This is a genomic window from Deltaproteobacteria bacterium (assembly GCA_003696105.1).
In the GTDB taxonomy this organism is placed as follows: Bacteria; Myxococcota_A; Polyangia; order Haliangiales; family J016; genus J016.
The window spans coordinates 1-21,831 of record RFGE01000202.1 but is presented as its reverse complement, the minus strand read 5'-3'; the positions used below and the strand labels follow the sequence as shown (position 1 = coordinate 21,831).

At 70.6% G+C, this 21,831-nt stretch carries 16 protein-coding genes; 11 read left to right on the top strand and 5 right to left on the bottom strand.

What is annotated here, in order from left to right; genetic code table 11:
* The 8 genes from D6689_13450 to D6689_13415 all read left to right on the top strand — a co-directional run.
* Positions 1 to 561: hypothetical protein (locus D6689_13450; protein ID RMH40560.1), on the top strand; the 561-nt coding region annotated here is incomplete at its 5' end.
* Between the two features lie 64 nt (positions 562 to 625).
* Positions 626 to 2,278 carry a carbon starvation protein A gene (locus tag D6689_13445; protein RMH40559.1) on the top strand — a complete coding sequence of 551 codons (1,653 nt, stop codon included), beginning with the start codon at positions 626 to 628 and terminating at the stop codon, positions 2,276 to 2,278.
* A complete protein-coding gene (locus D6689_13440; protein RMH40558.1) occupies positions 2,275 to 2,694 on the top strand; it encodes a YjbQ family protein in 420 nt (139 codons plus the stop codon). Before D6689_13445 ends, D6689_13440 begins: the two co-directional genes overlap by 4 nt.
* Positions 2,695 to 2,749: 55 nt before the next feature.
* On the top strand, positions 2,750 to 3,535 hold the full coding sequence (locus tag D6689_13435; GenBank protein RMH40557.1) for a VUT family protein: 786 nt from the start codon (positions 2,750 to 2,752) through the stop codon (positions 3,533 to 3,535).
* A gap of 12 nt (positions 3,536 to 3,547) precedes the next feature.
* The gene (locus tag D6689_13430; GenBank protein ID RMH40556.1) at positions 3,548 to 4,870 is read left to right on the top strand and encodes a PEGA domain-containing protein; all 1,323 of its coding nucleotides are present in this window, start codon (positions 3,548 to 3,550) and stop codon (positions 4,868 to 4,870) included.
* Positions 4,871 to 5,154: 284 nt separating this feature from the next.
* Positions 5,155 to 5,568, top strand: coding sequence for a PilZ domain-containing protein (locus D6689_13425; protein ID RMH40555.1), 414 nt, complete (start codon positions 5,155 to 5,157; stop codon positions 5,566 to 5,568).
* 109 nt (positions 5,569 to 5,677) lie between these two features.
* Complete coding sequence (locus D6689_13420; GenBank protein ID RMH40554.1) at positions 5,678 to 7,264, top strand: TldD/PmbA family protein; 1,587 nt, start codon at positions 5,678 to 5,680, stop codon at positions 7,262 to 7,264.
* Positions 7,111 to 8,622 carry a TldD/PmbA family protein gene (locus D6689_13415; GenBank protein RMH40553.1) on the top strand — a complete coding sequence of 504 codons (1,512 nt, stop codon included), beginning with the start codon at positions 7,111 to 7,113 and terminating at the stop codon, positions 8,620 to 8,622. Before D6689_13420 ends, D6689_13415 begins: the two co-directional genes overlap by 154 nt.
* Before the next feature lie 20 nt (positions 8,623 to 8,642).
* Here D6689_13415 and D6689_13410 read toward each other — a convergent pair whose 3' ends face one another.
* Entirely contained in the window at positions 8,643 to 9,254 is a 612-nt protein-coding gene (locus D6689_13410; protein ID RMH40552.1) for a hypothetical protein, read from the bottom strand.
* Between the two features lie 339 nt (positions 9,255 to 9,593).
* Entirely contained in the window at positions 9,594 to 10,223 is a 630-nt protein-coding gene (locus D6689_13405) for a TetR family transcriptional regulator (GenBank protein RMH40551.1), read from the bottom strand.
* Positions 10,224 to 10,371: 148 nt separating this feature from the next.
* On the opposite strand from D6689_13405, the gene D6689_13400 reads away from it, so the two are divergent.
* A complete protein-coding gene (locus D6689_13400; GenBank protein RMH40550.1) occupies positions 10,372 to 12,429 on the top strand; it encodes a peptidase M3 in 2,058 nt (685 codons plus the stop codon).
* 105 nt (positions 12,430 to 12,534) lie between these two features.
* Here D6689_13400 and D6689_13395 read toward each other — a convergent pair whose 3' ends face one another.
* Entirely contained in the window at positions 12,535 to 13,698 is a 1,164-nt protein-coding gene (locus tag D6689_13395) for an isovaleryl-CoA dehydrogenase (GenBank protein RMH40549.1), read from the bottom strand.
* Here D6689_13395 and D6689_13390 point away from each other — a divergent pair.
* A complete protein-coding gene (locus tag D6689_13390) occupies positions 13,697 to 17,362 on the top strand; it encodes a serine/threonine-protein kinase PknK (GenBank protein RMH40548.1) in 3,666 nt (1,221 codons plus the stop codon). The genes D6689_13395 and D6689_13390 overlap by 2 nt on opposite strands.
* On the opposite strand, the gene D6689_13385 is transcribed toward D6689_13390, so the two are convergent.
* Entirely contained in the window at positions 17,328 to 18,632 is a 1,305-nt protein-coding gene (locus D6689_13385; protein ID RMH40547.1) for a hypothetical protein, read from the bottom strand. The genes D6689_13390 and D6689_13385 overlap by 35 nt on opposite strands.
* On the opposite strand from D6689_13385, the gene D6689_13380 reads away from it, so the two are divergent.
* Positions 18,520 to 19,752 carry an acetyl-CoA C-acetyltransferase gene (locus tag D6689_13380; protein ID RMH40546.1) on the top strand — a complete coding sequence of 411 codons (1,233 nt, stop codon included), beginning with the start codon at positions 18,520 to 18,522 and terminating at the stop codon, positions 19,750 to 19,752. The genes D6689_13385 and D6689_13380 overlap by 113 nt on opposite strands.
* Positions 19,753 to 19,922: 170 nt before the next feature.
* On the opposite strand, the gene D6689_13375 is transcribed toward D6689_13380, so the two are convergent.
* On the bottom strand, positions 19,923 to 21,527 hold the full coding sequence (locus D6689_13375) for a hypothetical protein (protein ID RMH40545.1): 1,605 nt from the start codon (positions 21,525 to 21,527) through the stop codon (positions 19,923 to 19,925).
* Positions 21,528 to 21,831: the final 304 nt, after the last annotated feature.

Sequence of the window (21,831 nt, the reverse complement as noted above, 5' to 3'; positions counted from 1 at the left end):
GCGGCCGACCCGAGCCTCGAGGAGGCGTGGCGCGGCTTCGATTGGCGAGCGCACTGGAACTTCGAGCGCAGCTTGGCGGAACTCGGCCTCGACGGCGACGACGCGCGCGGCGCCGCGGTCGACGACGCCGGCCACGACACCGTCGGCGTCGCCGTGCGCGGTGCCGACGGCCGGTTCGCGGTTGCGCTGTCGACCGGCGGTACGGCGATCACCCTGCGCGGTCGCGTCGGCGACGTGCCGATCCTCGGCGCGGGCCTGTACGCGGGAGCGGCGGGGGCGGTCGCCGCGACCGGGACGGGCGAGCGCATCGTCGAGGCGACGTTGGCCCGCCGCGTCCACGATCGGCTCGCGGCCGGCGACGGGCCGCAGGCCGCCGCGCGCTTCGGGGTCGGCGAGATTCCCGAGGCGGCGGCGATCGGGCTGATCGTCATCGGCCGCGACGCGATGGCGGCCGCCGCCGATCGACCGATGGCGTGGGCGGCGCGGGAGCTGGGCTCGGCGAGCTGGCAGGGGCCGGAATCGCCCGCCGGCACCGCGCCGGCCGCGCCGCGCGCGCGTTGATCGCGGCGGCGCGCCGGCCGGTCCGCGGATGACGGTTCGCGGCGCGCCGTGGTAGGACATGGCCATGAACGCGGCGGTGGTGTGCGTCGCCGGAATCGCGGTGTTCGCCGCCGGGTACTGGCTGTACTCGGGCTACCTGGCGCGCCGCGTGTTCGCCCTGCGCCCCGACGAGCCGGTGCCGGCGCGCGAGCGCGCCGACGGCGTGGACTACGTGCCGACGAACCGCCACGTGCTCCTCGGCCACCACTACACGTCGATCGCCGGCGCCGCGCCGATCATCGGCCCGGCGATCGCCGTGGTGTGGGGCTGGGTGCCCGCGGTGTTGTGGGTGGTGCTCGGCACGGTGTTCATGGGTGCCGTTCACGACATGTCGACGCTGGTGATGTCGATGCGCCACGACGGCCGGTCCGTCGGCCACGTCGTCGCCGATGTCATCGGCCCCCGCACGCGCACGCTGTTTCTGCTGGTGATCTTCTGCCTGGTCATGCTGGTGACCGCGGTGTTCGCCAAGGCGGTCGCCGGACTGTTCGTCAGCTACCCGGGGACCGTGCTGCCCATCAACTTCGAGATCGTCGTCGCGCTGGCGATCGGCTGGGCGTGCATGAAGCGAGGCGTACCGCTGCTGTGGCCGTCGATCGCCGCGCTCGTGGCGCTGTACGCGATGGTGTTCGTGGGGGTGAAGGTTCCGATCGCGCTGGATTTCTTGGGCGATCACCAGACGATGTTCTGGATTGTGTTTTTGCTCGTCTACGCGCTGATCGCCAGCGTGCTGCCGGTGTGGGTCCTGTTGCAGCCGCGCGATTACATCAACAGTCACCAGCTCATCGTCGGCCTCGCCGCCCTCATCGTCGGTATCCTGATCGCGCACCCCGCGGTCCAGGCGCCGGCGTTCGCGGTCCCGCCGGCCGACGCGCCGCCGTGGTTCCCGTTCCTGTTCGTCACGATCGCGTGCGGCGCCATCTCCGGTTTTCACGGGCTGGTGTCGTCCGGTACGACCAGCAAACAGATCGCGTGCGCGACCGACGCCCGCCTGATCGGCTATGGCGGCATGATCGGCGAGGGCACGCTTGCGCTGGTCGCGACGCTCGCCGTCAGCGCGGGACTCGGCCAGTGGGCGGCGCACTACGATTCGTTCGCGCACGCGGCGACCGGCGGCGTCGGCAACTTCGTCGAGGGGGCGTCCACGTTTCTCGGGGCTGTCGGCATCCCGGCGGGCGCCGCTTCCGTCGTCGTCGGCGTGCTCGTCATCTCGTTCGCCGCGACGACCCTGGACACGGGCGTGCGCATCCAGCGCTACATCTGCCACGAACTCGGCGACATCTACGGCGTGCGCGCGCTGCGGTCGCGGTGGATCGCGGCCGGCGTGGCGGTCGCGTTGCCGTTCGCGCTGATCTACGCGGGGCAGGCTGGCAAGTTGTGGGTGCTGTTCGGGGCCAGCAACCAGCTGCTGGCCGGGCTGTCGCTCACCGTGGTCGCCGTGTGGCTGTATCGGACCGGCCGGCCGTGGCTGCCGATTGTCGTGCCGCTGGTCGTGGTGCTCGCGGTCGCGGGGGCATCGATGGCGGTGAAGGTGAGCCAGCTCGTGCGCGCCGGCGATTTCGTGCTCGCTGCGCTGGGCACCGTCGTGCTCGCGCTCGAAGCGTGGGTCGTGCTCGAGGGGATCGCGGCCGTTCGACGGGCGCGGACGCTCGCCCGAGCCGGGGAGGCCGCCGCGTGATCGTATCGACGACGACGATTCGCCGCGACACGACCGCGGACACCGATCTGATCGACATCACTGCCGACGTCGCGCGCGCCGTCGCCGAGTCGGGAGTCGGCGACGGCCTGGCGGTCGTGTTTTGTCCCGGGTCGACCGCGTCCATCACGACCATCGAGTACGAACCGGGCGCGCTCGCCGATCTTCGCGATGCGATCGAGCGAGCCGCGCCGCGCGACATCGCGTATCGCCACGATGCGCGCTGGGGAGACGGCAACGGCTATGCCCACGTCCGCGCGGCTCTGCTCGGACCGGGCATCGCCGTACCGGTGCGCGGCGGCGAGCCGGTGCTCGGAACGTGGCAGCAGGTGCTGCTGTGCGACTTCGACAACCGGCCGCGGCGTCGCGAGGTCATCGTCCAGGTCGTCGGCCAGTAGTTGGCGGTGGCCGGCGCACTCCGAACTGCCGGCGTGCTCGCGCTACAGTAGCGGCATGCTTCCGTCGAAACAGCACGCCCACGACGGACTGCCGGCGCTGTCCGAGGCGCAACTGTACTGGCGGCGCGAGACCGTGTTTCTCGTGCTGTCGGGGTTGTTCCTCGGCACGCTGGTGATGCTCAACCTGCTCGGGCTCACCCGGTTCATCGACCTGTCGTTCACGCTGCCGCTGGTCGGCTGGCGCGTACCGATGCCGCTCGCGGTCGGAGTGCTGCCGTATCCGATCACGTTTCTGTGCACCGACTTCATTTCGGAGTTCTACGGTCGCCGGCGCGCCAACCAGGTCGTGTGGATGGGGCTGGTGCTCAACCTGTGGGTGGTCGCCATCCTGTGGATCGGCGGGGCGCTGCCCGGGATGGGACCGCCGCCGGGCTCTGATCACGTCGTGTTCTACGAGATCCGCGCGCTCACGTTCGGCGCGGTCGGCGCGTCGATGGTCGCCTACCTTACGGCGCAGTTCGTCGACGTCTACCTGTTTCACTTCTGGAAGCGGCTCACGCGCGGTCGACACCTGTGGCTGCGCAACAACGGATCGACGCTGGTGAGCCAACTCGTCGACACGGTGTCCGTCATTCTGATCACGCACTACTACGCGGGGGCGCTGCCGCTTCGGGCCGGCGAGCCGGTCGCGCGCCAATTGGTCGGCTACATCGCCGCCGGATACACGTTCAAACTCGTCGCCGCACTGGCGGACACGGTGCCATTTTACGCCGGCTGCCGGTGGCTTTCCCGCTACCTGCGGGTACCGCCGGCGGGTGCCGAGGTCCGCGGCGGAACCTGATAAGATTGCGCGGTGGTGCGCAGGTGGTGCCCGTTGGTTGCGGCCGCCCTGTGCTGCGCAGCGACTCCAGCTCGTGCGCAGCGCACGTATCGGGTGGTGATCGACTCGAGCCCGCGGGGCGCGACGGTGGCGATCGGTGCGGAGGGAGAGGCCGAGGAGGTTGGCACGACGCCGTACCGCGGCAGGTTGCCCGCCGGCGAACACGTCGTGACGCTCAGCAAGCGCGGCTACCGCAGCCACACGACCACCATCCGGGTGCGCAAGCAACGCCGCGTCCAGCGGTTCAAGGTCCAGCTGTCGGAACTCGTGACCGGTACGGTCGTGGTCGACGTGCCGGCGGGGTCTGCGGCCGTCGGCGCCGACGTCGTGGTCGACGGCGAGGCGGTCGGCACGGCTCCGGGGGAGTTCGAGGTGGAGGTTGGACCTCACGTGGTCGAGATCGTCGTGCGCGGCCAGCCCAAACAGGAAGAGTGGATCGAGGTCACCGAGGGGGAGCCGACGCGTATCGCGGCGGCGATCGCCGCGCGCACGCGCGAGGCAGACATCGACGTCGACGCGCACGCAGACAAGGCCGGGGGAAAGCGGCGGACGGACCGTGACGGCGGCCGCGGCGGTGCGGCGGCACGCTCGCGTGGCGCGGCGAGGGCTCAATGGCTGGCGGAAGCCGGGATGACGTTCGCGGGGCGCCATTTCGGCTACGGCGGCGCGATGCAGACGCCCAACCTGCGCCCCTATGACGCCGATTTCGTGCCGGCGGTGCACGTTGCCGTCGAGTTGTATCCCGTCGGCCGCGGCTTCCTGCGCGGCCTCGGCGCGGTCGGCCGGTACGACCGCGCGATCGCGGTCACGTCGGAGACCTCGGAGGGAGTCCCCGTCGACACGGCGTGGACTCAATTTGCGGCCGGCGCGCGGTATCGCACGCGCGTGAGCGGCGCGACGGTTGGCGTCGGTGCGGCCTACGGCCAGATCGACGTGTCGTTCGACCCGGCGGCGCTGCCTGCGGACGAGGCGCCGTCGGCGGGCTACAAGTTCGTCGAATTCGCTGTCGACGGGCGCGCCGACGTCGGCGGCGTGGCCCTGTTCGGAGGCGTCGCCGGGCTCTGGGTGGTGGACGCCGGTCCGACGGCGGCGCGCTTCCGCGGCGCGAGCGCATTCGGTGCGGCGGCGCATGCCGGTGTCGCCGTGCCCGTCGCGCCGCACCTCGAGGCGCGCGCGTCGGTTCGCTACGACCGGTTCGCGCTGACCTTTGCGGCCGAGCCGGGTGACACGCATGTCGCCGACGGTGCGACCGACCATCTGTACGGGCTGTTGCTCGGCGCTGCGTTCTATTACTGACGGCGGCCGGGTCGGCCGAGGCCGGCGGCGTCCAGTGGAGGCCGGGGGGCCTCGCGTCACTGCCCGCTGCCTGCAGCGGGGCCGCGCTCCCCGCACGTGGAGACTGTTTGCATCGCGGGTAAGCGCGCTCACACCGTCGGCCGGCCGCGACCGCGAGCGATCCCGGCGCCCAACTGCGCGACACCACGTCCGGCAGAGCCGGACGCGGCGATCGGCGGGAGAGATCGAAAGTTGGCCCCGCTCGTGCATTTGTTCGCCGTGCGTGCCGGGCGCGGTTCTGCCCCATGCCTATGCCCCATGCAGACGTGTTCGAAGGGTCGATCCCCGACCGGCGGTACGACGAGCGCATCGCCGTCGGCGTTCGCGCCGTGCTCACCTACCGCGACGGCAACATCATCTGGACGGAGGCCGACGCCGGCATCGCCGACCTGTCGGCCGGCGGCATGTTCGTGATGTGCGACCGCTGTCCGACGCACGATCAGCGCGTATGGCTGACGTTCACGTCGCGGCGCGGCGTCTGCCGAGCGATCGGCCGTCCGGTGCATTTCGCCGGGGACGCGCGCGGGGGCTTCGGCGTGCAGTTCGACCACGTCAGCGACGAACTGCGCGCGTTGCTGCGCGACCTGCGTCTGCTCAGCCCGTACGGCCAGGCCAAGGAGATGGCGGCGATCGAGGACGCGCAGATCGAAGTACGCTGAGCGACCGGACCGGGCGTGGCCCGGGCGCGACGCCTCGCAGCTTCTGGCAGCCGCTGGCCGCGCCGGATTGCGGTTTGACTTGGCGCGCGCGCGTTTCTACGGTCGCCGGATGAAGCGTCGACAGTTCTTGCAGGTGACGGCGGCGACCGGTTCGGCCGCGCTGCTGTACGGATGCGGCGGGTCGGCACCGCGGTCGCCGGCGGCTCCACCGCGGACGGACGTGTCGTTTTCGGATCCCTCGCTGCGCGCCCTCGCCGACGTTGCGCTCGACGCGGCGCGGTCCGCCGGCGCGACGTACGCCGACATCCGCATCGCCGACTATCGCACGCAGTCGATCCGGACGCGGGAGCAGCGGGTCACCGATGTTCGCGACGGCGAGGACCGGGGGTTCGGCGTGCGCGTCATCGCCTCCGGAACCTGGGGCTTCGCCGCGAGCCATCGCATCGACCGCGACGAGATCGCGCGGGTCGCGCGCCGCGCCGTGGCGATCGCCAAGGCCAACTCCGCGCTGCAGCGCGAGCCGGTGCAGCTCGCGCCGGTCGGCACCTACGTCGACGTGTGGAACACGCCGATTGAAAAGGACCCGTTTTCCGTGTCGCTGCAGGACAAGATCGACGCGCTGCTGTCGATCAACGCGCAGGCGCTCGCGCTCGACGGCGTGGACTACTGCAGTTCGTGGATGGCGTTCGTGCGCGAGCACAAGTTCTTCGCATCCACGGAGGGCTCGTACATCGAGCAGACGCTGCACCGCAACAACCCGGGATTCACCGTGACGTCGGTCGATCGCAGGCGCGGTGGATTCGAGACGCGCAACTCGTACACGGACCCGCAGGGGCGCGGCTACGAGTACATCGAGACCTATCCGTGGCTGGACGACGCGCGGCAAGCGGCGGAAGATGTCGTCGCCAAGCACACGGCGCCGTCGGTCGAACCGGGCAAGTGGGACCTTATTTTGCACCCGACGCACCTGTGGCTCACCATCCACGAGTCCGTCGGCCATCCGACGGAGTTGGACCGGGCGCTCGGGATGGAGGCGAACTTCGCCGGCACGAGTTTCCTGACGCCGGACAAGCTCGGCACGTTTCAGTTCGGCAGCGAAATCGTCAACTTTCGCGCCGACAAGACCTCCGTCGGTTCGCTTGCGACCTGCGGCTACGACGACGACGGGGACAAGACGACCGAGTGGGACCTCGTGAAAAACGGGGTGTTCGTCGACTATCAGATCACGCGGGACCAGGCGCATTGGATCGGCCGCAAGCGCGGATACGCGTGCTCGTATGCGCAGTCGTGGAAGGACGTGCCGTTTCAGCGCATGCCCAACGTCAACCTCCTGCCCGGCGACAAGCCGCTCACCCTCGCCCAGCTGATCGCCGGGACCGATCGCGCGATTCTCATCAAGGGACGCGGCAGCTACAGCATCGACCATCAGCGCTACAACTTCCAGTTCGGCGGTCAGACGTTCTGGAAGGTCGAGGGCGGCAAGATTACCGGAATGGTCAAGGACGTCGCCTACCAGTCGCGCACTCCCGATTTTTGGCGCGCGTGCGACGCGATCTGCAGCGCCGACGAGTACTACGTCGGAGGATCGTTCTACGACGGCAAGGGCGAGCCGAGCCAATCGAACGCGGTCAGCCACGGTTGTCCGCCGGCACGCTTTCGCAACATCGACGTGATCAATACAGGGCGGTCCGTGTGACGCCCGGTGCGCGAGGGAATCCCGTGATCACCAAACAGCAAGCGAAACAAATCATCGATGCGGTCGTCGCCGCAAGCAAGGCCGACGAGGTGCACTGCGACGTATCGGCCGGCGAGACCACCCATCTGCGCTACGCGCGCAACGCGCCGTCCACCAGCGGCAACGCAGCCGATCTGACCGTCTCGGTGACGAGCACGTTCGGCAAGCGGTCGGGCAGTTTCCGCGTCAACCAGACCGACGCGGCGTCGATCGAGCGCGCCGTCCGCGCGTCCGAGGAGATCGCGCGGCTCGCCCCCGAGGACCCGGAGCACATGCCGGCGCTCGGGCCGCAGCCGTATGTCGACATTCCTCATGCGTTCCGCGACTCGGTCGTCGACCGCGGCGCCGAGCAGATCGCGCAGGGCGTGGCGACCTGCATCCGCGCGGCGGTGGATGCAGGCCTGGTGGCGGCGGGTTTCGCGACCGCGTCCGCCGAGGCGACCGCGATCGGCAACTCGCGCGGGCTCTTCGGCTTTCATCGCGCGACCGCGGCGCACTTTTCGCAGACCGTGCGCACGCCGGACGGAACCGGGTCGGGGTGGGCGTCCGACACTGGCCTCGATGCCGGCGAGATCCGGTTCGCGGACGCCTCGCGCGTGGCGATCGACAAGGCCGTGCGGTCGGCCAAGCCGCAGCCGCTTGCGCCCGGACGCTACGTCGCGATCCTCGAGCCGGCGTGCGTGGCGAACCTCGTGAGCCTGTTCGTCTACGGCATGGACGCGCGCAGCGCCGATGAGGGCCGGAGCTTCTTTTCCAGGCCGGGCGGCGGCAACCGGCTCGGCGACCGGCTGTTTCCAGACGTCGTGTCGATCGAGTCGAACCCGGCCGACGCCGAGGTCCCGGGCCGGCCGTGGGGCGCCGAGGGCTTGCCGCAGGTCCGACGCGCGTGGATCGAGCGCGGCGTCGTGTCGGAACTGGCGTGCTCGCGCTTCTGGGCGGCCAAGACCGGCCGCGAGCCGGTGCCGCCGCCGTCGAACATCCTCATGCGCGGCGGCGAGGGGACGACCGCCGACCTGGTGCGGTCGACCCGCCGCGGTGTGCTGATCACGTCGCTGTGGTACATCCGCAGCGTCGATCCGCGCACCATGCTGTACACCGGGCTCACCCGCGACGGCGTGTTCTGGATCGAAAACGGCGAGATCGTCCGCCCGCTCACCAACTTCCGCTGGAACGACAGCCCCGTCGCGGTGCTCAAGAACGTCGAGGCGATGTCGGCGAGCCGGCGAGTGTCCCCGCGGTCGTGGGCGTCGAACACCGTGTCCGTCCCGGCGCTGCGCGTGTCGTCGTTCGAACTGTCGAGCGTGTCCGACGCGGTGTAGCGAGCAGCTCCGGGCGCTCGTCAGAACGCGCGGGCGACCATGTCGCCCTCGAAGCGGAAGGTACCGCTCAGATCGAGGGAGACGCTGCCGTCGACGGTGACGACCCGATCGGAAATGGTGGCGGTCACGGTCCCGCGCCAGCACTGGAAGTCGGGGCCGGTGTGCGGCAGATCGTACTGATAGGTCGCGTCGACCACGATCTGGGACGCAATCGGCGCGGGAGCGTCCCACGAGAACAACTGTCGGGCCGGGTCCGCAATGCCCGGACACCCGCGCCCGTCGAACGACAACAGCGTTCCCGTGAGGGGACCCGTGCCCGTGCCGTCCGCCCGGAGTGTGAGGCCGCACTCCGGGCCGGTCCGCAGGTCGAAGGCGACGATGGTGATCAGATCGCCGTCGAAGACCATGGACCACGAGTTGGTGTTGGAGAACGTGACCTCGCCCATGCCGGTCGACAGGGTGCCGGTCGCCGGCGGCAACACGGGACAGACGTCTCCCGGGCCGACGCCGCCCGCGTCCGCGGTGTCCGCCGCGTCCGAGCTGTCGCACGCCGCGAGGAAGCTGCCGGCGACCGCGGCCAGGAGAATGGGGGAGCGAATACAACCAACGCGTACATACTGCACGGCGCTCATTAGACCAGGTTTCGCCGGCGGTGCACAACGTTGACGCGCGTTACACGGCGACGAATCGCAGTGGCAACCAAATATCGGGCTTCGGTTACGGGGATGAACGCGATCGCACTCACGGCGTCGCCGTCACGATCGCGACCCCGCCCAGCGGCGCCCGCACCGTTCGTGACCGATACGGGGTAGCTGCTGCAACGATGGACACGATCGCGTGGAGGATAGCGAGCACGAGCGCAAGTTCGATACCGCGCCGCTCGGCCTCGCGCCGCACCAACTCGAGTTTTGCGTTCGGTAGACCCGCCCAACCCCCCTCTGCAACGCGCGCATCGATCGGGGGGCGTCTGCTCAGCCGCGGGGCGGGCGGGCGCTCGCGAGGAGGGCGCGGGTCGTGGCGGCCAGCGCGCGCAGCAGCCGCTCCTGATCGCGCACGCGGCGGTCGAGGACGGCCTCGGCGGCGCTCAACGTCATGCCGACCATGAGGTCGGCGTACACATCGATGTCGCGCGCGAACCAGTCGGCGTAGCCGGCGCGCGCGAGGTCCTGGGCGAGGTCGTCGCGCGCCTCTTGCAACACGCGGCGAAGCGCCGCGGCGAGCGGCGAGTTGCGGTCGCGCCGGTGCGACAGCAACAGTTCGGTGAACTCCGGCTCGTCGACGAGCGCGCGCAGGGCGCCTTGGTAGGCCGCGTGCAGCGCCGCCTCGGGGTCCGAAAAGTCGACGCGCTGGCGCGCGTCGCGGATGAGCGCGCGGATCTGCTCGCCGGCTTGGTCGGCGGCGGCGCGCAGTGCGTCGTCCATGTCGCTGAAGTGGACGTAGAAGCTCGACTGCGCGATGCCCGCGCGGTCGGCGACGCGCCCCGTGGTGAGGCCGGTGAGGCCGTTTTTGCGAACGTGCTCGAGCACGGCGTCGATCAGGCGCTGGCGCGTCCGCTCCTTGGCCTCCTTGCGCGTGAGCTTGTCCTTGGTTGCGTCGTTCACGGCGGGCTCACCCTACCACGGGTCGCCGCGCGCGCTTCGCGGCGAGGAGACTCGACCGGGCGAACAAACGCGCGGTCTCGGCGGCGCGCGGTCTCGGCGGCCGGCCTCCGCGAGTGCTTGTCGAGCGCGGCTGTGGTAAACGCGGCCCATGACTCGCTGCACTCTGCTGTCGATCGCCGCGCTCGCGCTCGCGGCGTGCCCGAAACAGGACACCCCGGTCTCGCCGACGCCGGCCGCCGCCGCCGCGCCACAGCCGCCGGCGGAGCCGGCTCCCGAAGCCGCGCCGGCGCCCGCCGAGCCCGCCGAGGCCGCGCCGGCGCCGGATCCGTCGGCGCAGTTCTTGACCGAGTGTCGCGCCGGGCTCAACCGAGCTCGCCAGACGCTCGACGCGATCCTCGCGGTCGACGGCGACCGCACGCTGGCCAACACGCTCGTGCCCTACGACGAGATGATCATGCATCTGGAGACGTCGTGGGGCATGGCGCTTCTGTGGCGCAACGTGCACCCGGACCCGCAAATCCGGTCGGCGGCGGCGCAGTGCGAGCAGGAGTGCGCCGCGTTCCAGACCGAGATCAGTCTCAACCGCGACCTGTACGACGCGATCGCCGCGCTCGACACGTCGGGGTTCGATCCGCTGGCCAAGCGCGTGGTCGACCACACGCTGCGCGACTTCCGGCGCGCCGGCGTCGACAAGGATCCGCAGACCCGCGCGCGCCTGAAGGAACTCGACGAGCAAATCATCGCCGCGGCGCAGAAGTTCAACACCGCGCTCAACGACGACGTCCGGTCGATCACGGTCGACAGCGTCGACGATCTCGCGGGGCTACCGCAGGACTGGATCGACGACCACCCGCCGGGCAAGGACGGCAAGATCACGATCACCACGCGCTACCCGGACTACTTCCCGGTCGCCACGTACGCCAAGAGCGAGGACGTGCGGCGGCGCATCTACCTCGCGGCTCGTTCCCGTGGAGACCAGCACAAGGACGTGCTGAGGACCATCCTCAAGCTGCGCTGGGAGAAGGCGCACCTGCTCGGCTACAAGGACTTCGCGGACTACTACATCGAGGACAAGATGATGAAGTCCGGCGACAACGCGGCCCGATTCATCGACCGCGTGTGGCGACTGGCGCGGTCGCGCGCTCGCCGCGACTACCGTGCGCTGCTGGCGCGCAAGCGCAAGGACGACCCGAAGGCCAAGGCGGTCGCCGACTGGGACAAGACCTACTACGAGAACCTGATCAAGGCCGAGAAGTACGACTACGACGCGCAAGCGGTGCGGCAGTACTACCCGTACGAGGCGGTCCGGGATGGGCTGTTGGCGGTCACCGGCGAGATCTTCGACGTGTCGTACGTTCCGGTCGAAGACCCGCGCACGTGGCACGAGGACGTCGACGTGTACGACGTGATGCGCGGCGGCGAAAAGATTGGGCGGATCTTCCTCGACATGCACCCGCGCGACGGCAAGTACTCGCACGCGGCGCAGTTTCCGCTGTCGCCGGGCGTCAAGGGCAAGTCGCTGCCCGAGGGGGCGCTCGTGTGCAACTTCCCTAAGACGTTCATGGAGCAAGACGACGTCGAGACGATGTTCCACGAGTTCGGTCACCTGATGCACCACATCTTCAAGGGCCAGCGCGAATGGATGACGCTCGGCGAGGTCGAGCGCGACTTCGTCGAGGCGCCGTCCCAGATCTTCGAGGAGTGGGCGCGCAATTACGAGGTGCTGTCGCGCTTCGCCAAGAACCCGGACACGGGCGAGACCATTCCGAAGGAGCTGGTCGACCGGATGAACAAGGCCGACGAGTTCGGTCGCGGGATCAGCACTGTGTACCAGATGTACTACGCGGCGATGGTGCTCGAGTTTTACCGGCGCGACCCGGACAAGCTCGACATGGACGCGCTCAACCGGGAGCTGATGGAGAAGTACACGCCGTTTGCGTACGTGCCGGGCACCAACCGCTACATGCAGATCGGGCAGATCGTCGGCTACCCGGCCAGCTACTACACGTATATGTGGTCGCTCGTGCTCGCCAAGGACCTGTTCAGCCCGTTCGCGAAACACGGGTTGCTCAACAAGGAGTGGACGCATCGCTATCGGGACCGCGTTCTCGCGCCGGGCGGGTCGAAGGACGCCGCGGAGTTGATCCGCGACTTCCTCGGCCGGCCGTGGAACTACAAGGCGTTCGAGCGCTGGCTCAAAGGCTGACGAGCGGCCGCGGCGAGGCGCGGGCTCGCCGGCCGCGGCGGACCGATGTCGCCGGCCGCGGGCCGGCGGCACCGCGCCGCTGTCGCCGCCTCGCACGGCGGACCGTCATGCGCGCACGAGCTTGACGAGATCGCGGACGATGTTCTTTTGGTGCGCCTCGATCGTGCCGCCGCCGATCTCGAGCAGCTTGGCGTCGCGCAGGAACTGCTCGACCCGGTACTCGGCGCAGTAGCCGTAGCCCCCGAGCACCTGCACCGCCGAATCCGCGATCTGCTTGGCGGCGGTGCTCGCAAACAGCTTGACGGCGTCGGTGCCGAGTCGATTGCGCCGGTGCGGTGACACGGTCGCGGCCACGCCGTACAGCAGGGCGCGGATCGCCTGCGTCTTGGCGTAGGCCTCGCCGATGTGGCGCTGGATCTGGCCGTGCTCGGCGATCGGGACGCCGAACGCGTGGCGCTCCACCGCGTAGTGGGCCATCACGTGCAGGCAGCGGTTCGCGATGCCGAGACTGATCGCGGCCAGCCCGAGCCGCTCGATCTCCAGATTGCGCATCATGTTTGTGATGCCGCCGCCCTCGGTGCCGAGGAGGTTGTCGGCGGGCACCTCGACGTCCTCGAGGATGAGTTCGCACATGGTGGACGCGCGCATCCCCATCTTTGGAATCTTCGGCCCCGTGCTGAACCCGTCGAAGCTGCGCTCGACGACGAACGTCGTGATGCGCCCGTCGACCTTGGCGTAGATGATGAACACGTCGGCCTCGTTGCCGTTCGTGATGAACATCTTGCGCCCGTTGAGCAGGTAGCGGTCGCCGCGCTTGACGGCGGTGGTCTGCATGTTGAGCACGTCGGTGCCGACGGCCGGCTCGGTCATCCCCATCGCGCCGATCCATTCTCCCGACAGCACGCGCGGCAGGTAGCGGCGCCGCTGATCGGCGCTGGATGCCCAGTAGAAGTTGTTGACGAACAACAGCGCGTGGCTCAGGTAGGCCAGCGTGAAGCCGGGGTCGGACCACGCGAGTTCCTCGTGGCAGATCACCGCGGCGGTCGCGTCCATGCCGGCGCCGCCATCGGCGTCGGGCACGGTGACGCCGAGCAGGCCGAGTTCGCCGAGCGAGCGCAGCAGAGGGACGTTCAACTCCCCGGCGCGGTCGTGCTCCTCGGCCTGCGGCTCGACCTCCTTGCGGACGAAGTCCCGCACCGTCTGCCGCAACATCGCGTGCTCTTCGGTGGGGTCGGTGAGGTGCGGGTCGAGGGGCGAACCGAATTCCATGCGCGCGTTTTATCACTCGCCCGCGGGTTCTGGGGCGCGCGGGCCGCGCGATCGGGTGTGTCATTTCGATAACATGGCGCGTCAGACGACGGTCCTCACGGCCACTTTCCGCAATCCCCGTTACGATCGGGGCGTGCAGCAGCGCTTCGAGGTCGTCCGGCGCCTGGGGGCCGGCGCGGTCGGCGTCGTCCACGAGGCGATCGATCGCGAGACCGGCGCGCGCGTGGCCGTCAAGACGCTGCGCACCGACGACCCCTACCTGCTCGTGCGGTTCAAAAACGAGTTCCGCGCGATCCAGGCGCTGCGCCACCCAAACCTCGTTCAACTCGGCGAACTGGTCGAGAGTGACGGCCGCTGGGCGTTCAGCATGGAGTTGGTCGACGGCGTCGACTTCCTCGAGTGGGTGCGGCCGCGCCGCGCCGGCACCACGTTCGACGAGGAGCGGTTGCGCGACGCGCTCGCGCAGCTGGCGCGCGCGCTGATCGCCGTCCACGACGCGGGCAAGGTCCACCGCGACATCAAGCCGTCCAACATCCTCGTCGAACCGAACGGCCGCGTCGTGTTGCTCGACTTCGGGTTCGTGTCGGCCGTCACGGGCGATCCCGACTTGGAGCCGGGGTGGACGGTCGGCACGCCGGACTACATGGCGCCGGAACAGGCGCGCGGCCGCACGGCCGGGCCGGCGGCCGACTGGTACGCCGTGGGAACGCTGCTGTACCAGGCGCTCACGCACGTGCTGCCGTTTTCCGGCACGAGCACGCAGGTCATGATGGACAAGCAGCACCGGGAGCCGCCGCCGCCGTCGGTGCTCGTGCGGGGAGTGCCGCCCGATCTCGACGAGCTGTGCGTCGATCTGTTGCGGGTCGCACCGTCGCAGCGACCGACCGGGCGCGAGGTGTTGCGACGCCTCGGCGTTCGAGCGGAGCTGCCGGCCCCGGCGGCGGACGACAGCAACGAGCTGTTCGTCGGGCGCGCGCGCGAGCTGGCGCGGCTGTGGGACGTGTACCGGGGCGGGCGCGGCGCGGCGACCGCGGTGGTCGTGGCCGGCGAGTCGGGCGTCGGCAAGTCCGCCCTGGTGCGCGAGTTCGTGCGCCAGGTGCGGCGCGCCGAGCAGGACGCGATCGTCCTGGGCGGTCACTGCTACGAGCGCGAATCGGTGCCGTTCAAGGCGGCCGACGAACTGGTGGACGCGATCACGCGCTACCTGATGACGCTGCCCGAGACCGAGGTCGCGGCGGTGGCGCCGCGCGACGCCGCGCTGCTTTCGCGCGTGTTTCCGGTGCTACGCCGGTTGCCCGCGTTCGCGCGCATGGCCGACGAGGTTGCCGGACCGGCGGACCCGACCGTGCAGCGGGCGCGGCTGTTCGCGGCGTTGCGCGAGTTGGTGGCGCAAATCGCGCGGCGGGCGCCGACGCTGCTCGTCGTAGAGGACCTGCAGTGGGCCGACGCCGACAGCCGCGCCCTGCTGCGCGCGTTGATGGAGGACGGCCCGCCCCCGGTGCTGCTGCTGGCGACGGCCCACGCGGCGAGCGAACCGCCGCTCGACGGCGCGGTGGTGCTCGCGCTCGAGCCACTGCCGGTGGAGGATGCGCGCACTCTCGCGGTCGGACTCGGCGCGGCCGACGACGCCGATGCGATCGCGGCCGCCGCGGCCGGGTTGCCGCTGTTCGTCGAGGAGCTGGTGCGGCGCGCGCGCGCCGGCGGCGGCGTCGGCGCGGCGCACGATCTCGCCGCGCTCATTCAAGAGCGCCTTGCGTCGCTGCCGCTCGGCGCTCGCCACATCCTCGAGATCGTGTCGGTCGCCGGTGCGCCGGTCGCGCACCACGTCGTCGCACATGCGGCGGGGATGGACTTTGCCGCCTACCTGCAGCGGGTCGCGTCGCTGCGCGCAGCCCGGATGGTGCGCACCAGCGGCGTCCGCCGCGGCGACCAGATTGCGCCGGTGCACGATGCCGTTCGCGCGGCCGTGGTCGGCTCGCTCGCGCGTCAAGTCCGCGCCGGCGTACACGAGGCGCTGGCGCTGGCGCTCGAGGCGCGCGGGACGCGCGACGACGAGGCGCTCGCGGTGCACTGGCGCGCCGCCGGATATCGCGACAAGGCGCGCGTCTACACCGTGCGCGCGGCGCGGCGCGCGCGCGAGGCGTTCGCGTTTGCACGCGCGGCGGCGCTGTTCCGCGACGCGCTCGATCTCGATCCATCGCCGGCCGAGCGCCGCGCGCTGTGGGCGGAATTCGGCGACGCGCTGGCGGCGGCGGGGCGCGCCGGGGAGGCGGCGGACGCCTACCTCGAGGCCGTCGCGGGTACGCCGGCTGGCGACACCGACGCCCTCGAGCTGCAGCGCCGCGCGGCCGACCAGCTGTTGCGCAGCGGCCGCGTCGACGCGGGACTGGCCGCGCTGTCGCACGTGCTGGCCGCCGTCGGCCTCGAGTTGCCCTCCTATTCGCGCCGCGCGCTGGCGAGAGCGTTGCTCGGCCGGTGGCGGCCGCGCTCGCGGTTTCGGCGGCGCGGCGCCGACGAGTTGTCCGCGCGCGAGCTGCTGCGGGTCGACGCATGCTGGACCGGTGCGATGGGCATCGTCGCGATCGACTCGCGACTCACGCCGCTGTTTCAGGCGCTGCACACGCGCGAGGCCCTGCGGGCCGGCGAGCCGGTGCGCGTCGCCCGCGCGCTCACAGTGGACGCGGTCTACGACGCGCTGCGCGGCGCGCCGCCGAGCCGCCTCGCGCGCCGCGTCCACACGGTCGAAGACCTGGCCGCGCAAACGGGGGACAGCTATGTCCGCGGTCTGGCGGCGATCGCGCGCGCGAGCGCGGCGGTGTTTCCGGGCGACTGGCGCACCGGCCTCGACATGGCCGAGCGCGCGGAAGGCATTTTTCGCGACGAGTGCGTCGGGGTCGCGCGTGAGATCTCGATCGCACAGCAGTTCAATTCGATGGCGCGGTTCTACCTCGGCGAACTGCGCGCGGCGGACGCGTTGCTGTCGGCCGGTCTGCGCCACGCACAGGAGATCGGCGATCTCTACTCGGCGTCGACCCTTCGGCTCGGGATCCGAAACGCCCAGTGGCTCGCACGAGACGATGTAGCCGCGGCCCGCTTTCACCTCGAGGAAGCGCTGCGCGATTGGCCGGATGAGTCGTTCTATTTGCAACATTATATGGGGGCGTTCGCGCGCGCCAACCTGGAGCTGTACGTGGGCGATGCGGTCGCCGCGCTCGCTGCCGTCGAGGATGCGTGGGAGCCGGCGCGGCGCGCGCTCGTTCTGCGCGCGCAGTTCGCGCGGATCAACTTGCGGTTCGCGCGCGCGCGCGCCGCACTCGCAGCCGGTGGCGCAGCCGCGGCCGCACGCGTCGCCGCCGACGCGCGCGCGTTGCGCCGCGAAGGACCGGCCTACGCCGCGGCGTACGCTGCGCTGCTGGCCGCCGGCGTTGCGGAGGCAGAGGGCCATGCGGTGCGCGCCGCCCGCGGTTACGCGCGCGTCGCGGAGCGGTTCGCGGCGCTCGGAATGCGCCCCTTCGAGTGGTGCGCTCGGTTTGCGGCCGGTCGCGCGCTCGGCGGGGCGGAAGGAGACGAGCGCCGCCTGCGTGCCGCCGGCGAACTGCGCGAACTCGGCGTGGCGGCGCCGGAAGCGTTCACCGCGATATGGGCGCCGCCGCCGGCGCGATGACGCGCAGCCGGCGGGCCAGGCACTCGACGCGGTAGCGCGCGCCGGACGGCATTTCCTCGCCGTCGATCTGCGCGGCCGGCAGCGGCCGCCCGGTCGCCGGGCGCACGCGCAGGTCGACCCGTGCGGCGCGCCGCGGACGCGCGCCCTCGATTCCGATCTCGCGCAGCGCGCGCTCGTCGATCGGGCTGCGCCGGTACGTGGCGAGCAGCTTCGAGGTGAAGTGGCGGCGTCCCTCCACCGGGACGATCTCGAACGCGCCGTCATCGTGTTCGGCGGTGGGATCGAGCACCCACTCGCCCCCATAGATCGTCGTGTTCTTCACGATGATGTCGAGCAGCGAGTCAAACTGCACTTCGCGGCCGTCGAGCGACGCGTCGACCGCGAACTTGGCGTCCGCGATGTACGTATCGAGCAGGCGGCGCACGAGCGCGCCGGCGTAGACGAGTTGGTCGCGGTAGATCGCGCGCAGCAGCGGCACGCGCGCGATTGCGTCGCGGTGTATGTTGCGCGTGTGCAACACGTCGGCGCTGAAGCCGACGCTGAACGAGTCGAAGAACCAGTCCGTATAGGTCGGCGTGCCGGTCTCGTCGAGGCGTTCGACCTTGCCGACGTCCAGGCGCGTCTCGTGCCCGCCCGCGATGACGCGCACGTTGTGGGGCAATGCGTCGGCGCCGGCCGCAAGTCCGAGCGACTTGCCCTGGTCATTGGCCGTGCCCGTGGGCAACATGCCGATGCGCACCTCGCCCGATCGGGACGACGCCAGCACGCCCTTGGCGACCTCGGCGAACGTGCCGTCGCCGCCGAGGTAGACGACCAGGTCCGCGCCCTCCTCGTCGATCGCGCGGCGGACGAGGTCCACGGTCTCGCCGTGCGGCGCGGTGTGCCGGACGGTGTGCGCGATCCCCGCGCGCGACAGCAATTCGCTCGCCTTGTCCACCAGCTTGCGCGCGCGGCCGGATTGAGCCGAGGGGTTTGCGAACAGGACGGCCGTCATGGCGCGCGAGGGTACCCGAGGCGGCTGCGCGCGTGGGAGCGATTCGGGCCGCGCGGGCGACGGCGCGGCGCGCCGCGGCGGCCGTGCGGGCCGGATTGATCGCGCGGGCGGTCCGCGGTCTGTGCTATACCCCGGCCGTCTAGATCCACAACCGGAGGCGGTCATGCGAGACGTGTACATCTTCGACGCCGTGCGCACCCCCCGCGGCCGCGGCAAGGCCAACAAGGGCAAGCTCAGCGGAATCCACCCGCAGGAGCTGTTCGCGCAAGCGCTCAACCATCTCGCCGAGCGCAACAACCTGGTCAAGGAGGACGTCGAGGACGTCATCGTCGGCTGCGTGTTCCAGGTCAAGGAACAGGGCGCGTGCATCGCGCGCAACGCGATTCTCGCCGCCGACTGGCCGGAGACGGTCAGCGGCAGCACCGTCAACCGGTTCTGCGGATCGGGCCTGCAGGCGGTCAACTTCGCCGCGATGGGCATCGCGGCCGGGTTTCAGGATCTCGTCATCGGTGGCGGCGTGGAGTCCATGTCCCGCGTGCCGATGGGGTCCGACGGCGCCATGATGGACGGGCTCAACATGCGCCTGCGCGAAAAGATCGCGCAGGTTCCTCAGGGCATCTCGGCCGACCTGATCGCCACGCTCGAGGGCTTCACGCGCGAGGACGTCGACGCGTTCGCCCTGCAGAGCCAGAAGAAGGCCGCGCGCGCGGTCGAGGAGAACCGGTTTGCGAAGTCGCTGTTCCCGGTTCGCGACGCCGAGGGCAACGTCGTGCTCGACAAGGACGAGCACCCGCGGCCGGACACCACGATGGAGGCGCTCGCACAGCTCAAGCCCTCGTTCGAGCAAATGGGCGCCGCGCCGATGGGCCCCAACGGCGAGACGTTCGACGAGTTGGCGCTCAAGCGCTACCCGCAGGTCGACAAGATCAATCACGTCCACACCGCGGGCAACAGTTCCGGCATCGTCGACGGCGCCGCCGTCGTGCTGCTCGGCTCCAAGGAGTACGGCGACGCACATGGGCTCAAGCCGCGGGCCAAGATCCGGGCGATGGCCACCATTGGCGCCGAGCCGGTCATCATGCTGACGGCGCCCGCGCCGGCGTCGGAACGCGCTCTCGCCAAGGCGGGCATGACGGTCGACGACATCGATCTGTGGGAGATCAACGAGGCATTCGCCGCGGTGCCGCTGCAGACGATTCGCAAGCTCGGGATCGACCCGGAAAAGGTCAACGTCAACGGCGGCGCGATCGCGCTCGGCCACCCGCTCGGCGCGACCGGTGCGATCTTGCTCGGCACGGCGCTCGACGAACTCGAGCGCGCCGACCTCACGACGGCGCTGTGCACCCTGTGCATCGGCGGCGGCATGGGGATCGCGACGATCATCGAGCGCGTGTAGCAGTCGCGTCCGGAGGACGCGTCGGCGCTGCCCGCCAAGGGTCGAGCGCGGGCGGGCGACGGTGCGGGCCGCCGGGCGCTCGTGACCACGGGTCGGGCGGCGCGGCTCGCGTCGACGACAACGGCCCGCGGCGGGCGACGCCGCGGGCCGTGACGACCGGCTTCGGCCGGTCACTCGGCCGAGCCGGCCAGTTCGAAGTCGGATTCGGTCGCGTAGCCGCGCACCATCACGTGGATGACGGCCGGCGCGGCCAGTTCGACCGTGCACGACTCGTTCGAGCTGTACTTGTACGGCCGACAATCCCACTCCGTCACCGTCGGCGCCGAGCCGATGCGTACGTACAGGTCGGCGTCGCCGGTGCCCGTGAGGTCGAAGCGGTACGTCCCCGCCGCGAGGCGCGGGGTCTCGAATCGGGCCTCCTGGCCGGCCGTCACCGTCCCGGATGCGGCGAGCCCGGTCCAGGCGGCGTCGCCGTCGCCGCCGTCGCCGCCGGGCACGAACGTGTTGTCCTCTTCGCCGGTGACGAGGACGACCTCGTGGCGGTCGATGTCGCGGAAGATGTTCTCGTAGGTTCGGGGGGCATCGTACGCGAGCAGACCGCGCACGAGCGCGAGAGTCGCCTGCGACATGGACGAGAAGTACGACGGCATCGCGTTGGTCACGATGTCGAGATAGCGCGTTCCCTTCGGATCGTCGGGGTTGACCGCGGCGTGTGCGTCGGCGAGCGCCGAGTCGACGTACGCGAACGTGTCGCACCCGTTCATGAATACGATGACGTACTGGCCGCGCACCCAGCGGCCCTTGCGGGCGAGCGCGCGGATGTTGGCGCCCAGCCCCGCGTGGCCGTTGTAGGCGATGAGGTCTGCCGTTGCGGACAGCGCCTCATAGCGCGCGTCGAACGCCGGGCCGGCCGTGCGCACGTTGTCGACCAAGAGCGCGACGACGTGGACGCGGCGCCCGTCGTCGAGCGTGGCGCGAAACTCGATGTCGGGCCGATCGACTCCCGGGGCAGACGGGATGTCGGCCGCCGTCGTGTCCAGGTGCGCGCCGGCCAGTTCGGTGCGCATCGCCGCGACGAATCGGTTGTACGCGCTGATGCCTGCGTCGGCCGCCGTGGTCGCGCCGTCTTCGTACTTGCCGAAGATTGCGACGACGCGCAGCTCTCCGTCGGCCCACACGCGATCGTACTCGGGATATTTGCCGGTCGTCTGGGTCGGGCTCGGCGACACGGTCGCCTCCGCGACGACGATGTCGGCGTCGTCCAGCTGGCAGCGGTAGGCCGCTGGACGATAGTAGTACCACATGCTGCCCGGCGTGACGTCGTGGGCCCCGGCGTCGACGCAGGTCTCCTTATATTTGTCGGTGAACGCGGTCTGACCCGCGTAGCTCACGTCGCGCGGAAGGCGCAGCGTGTAGGTGTCCGGTACGCGACTGCGCTTGCCCCACGCGACGGGCAGCCGCGCGTGATAGCGAAGGCGCGTCCTGCCGTCCACGGCGTCGGTCGCGATGTCCGACAGCTCCAGCCGGTCGAGCCGGCCGACGGACCGGTCGCCGTTGAGGTGGCCGATGGTGTAGAGCAGCTGGTCCTCGATCGCATTGCGCGCGCTCCACACGTGATCGGTCACGAGTTCGCCGTCGAACTCCAAGTCGACGAAGACGGCCTCGGCGCTGCTGTCGGCCTTGCCGCTGTCGGACTTCGTTGCCTCGCCCTCGTACGGGTCGGTCGCCGTGCAGGCGGCGAGGGCGACGGCGATTGCGGCGGCGTGTGGCGGCATCCTGAACATGGTGTTCCTCCGGTCCCGGCGGAGCGCACCCTGTACAAGCAAGCCGGGTGCCACCGATGACGCGGCCGCGAGCGCGGTCATGTCTGCAAGATCACGGCGACCGCGTCGCGACGTGGCTAGCCGCCTCGCCGGCTGATGGAGTTGTGCGCGGGCGATGGCCGGCATGGCCGCCTGCCGTGGCGCCGCGTGCGACGGAGGCGGCGCGCCCAGGGGGTGAGCGCGGCCGACGTCTCGTCGCCCGCCGCGCCGCGAACGAAAGCGGCGTGCGACGAGCCGGCCTTCGAGTACAGTGGAT

What these genes read in the sequence shown, in the direction of transcription:
- D6689_13445 (RMH40559.1), top strand. Translation starts at nt 626, where the DNA reads ATGAACGCGGCGGTGGTGTGCGTCGCCGGAATCGCGGTGTTCGCCGCC.
- D6689_13435 (RMH40557.1), top strand. Translation starts at nt 2,750, where the DNA reads ATGCTTCCGTCGAAACAGCACGCCCACGACGGACTGCCGGCGCTGTCC.
- D6689_13425 (RMH40555.1), top strand. Translation starts at nt 5,155, where the DNA reads ATGCCTATGCCCCATGCAGACGTGTTCGAAGGGTCGATCCCCGACCGG.
- D6689_13420 (RMH40554.1), top strand. Translation starts at nt 5,678, where the DNA reads ATGAAGCGTCGACAGTTCTTGCAGGTGACGGCGGCGACCGGTTCGGCC.
- D6689_13410 (RMH40552.1), bottom strand. Translation starts at nt 9,254, where the DNA reads ATGAGCGCCGTGCAGTATGTACGCGTTGGTTGTATTCGCTCCCCCATT.
- D6689_13400 (RMH40550.1), top strand. Translation starts at nt 10,372, where the DNA reads ATGACTCGCTGCACTCTGCTGTCGATCGCCGCGCTCGCGCTCGCGGCG.
- D6689_13390 (RMH40548.1), top strand. Translation starts at nt 13,697, where the DNA reads ATGCGCGCGTTTTATCACTCGCCCGCGGGTTCTGGGGCGCGCGGGCCG.
- D6689_13395 (RMH40549.1), bottom strand. Translation starts at nt 13,698, where the DNA reads ATGGAATTCGGTTCGCCCCTCGACCCGCACCTCACCGACCCCACCGAA.
- D6689_13380 (RMH40546.1), top strand. Translation starts at nt 18,520, where the DNA reads ATGCGAGACGTGTACATCTTCGACGCCGTGCGCACCCCCCGCGGCCGC.
- D6689_13375 (RMH40545.1), bottom strand. Translation starts at nt 21,527, where the DNA reads ATGCCGCCACACGCCGCCGCAATCGCCGTCGCCCTCGCCGCCTGCACG.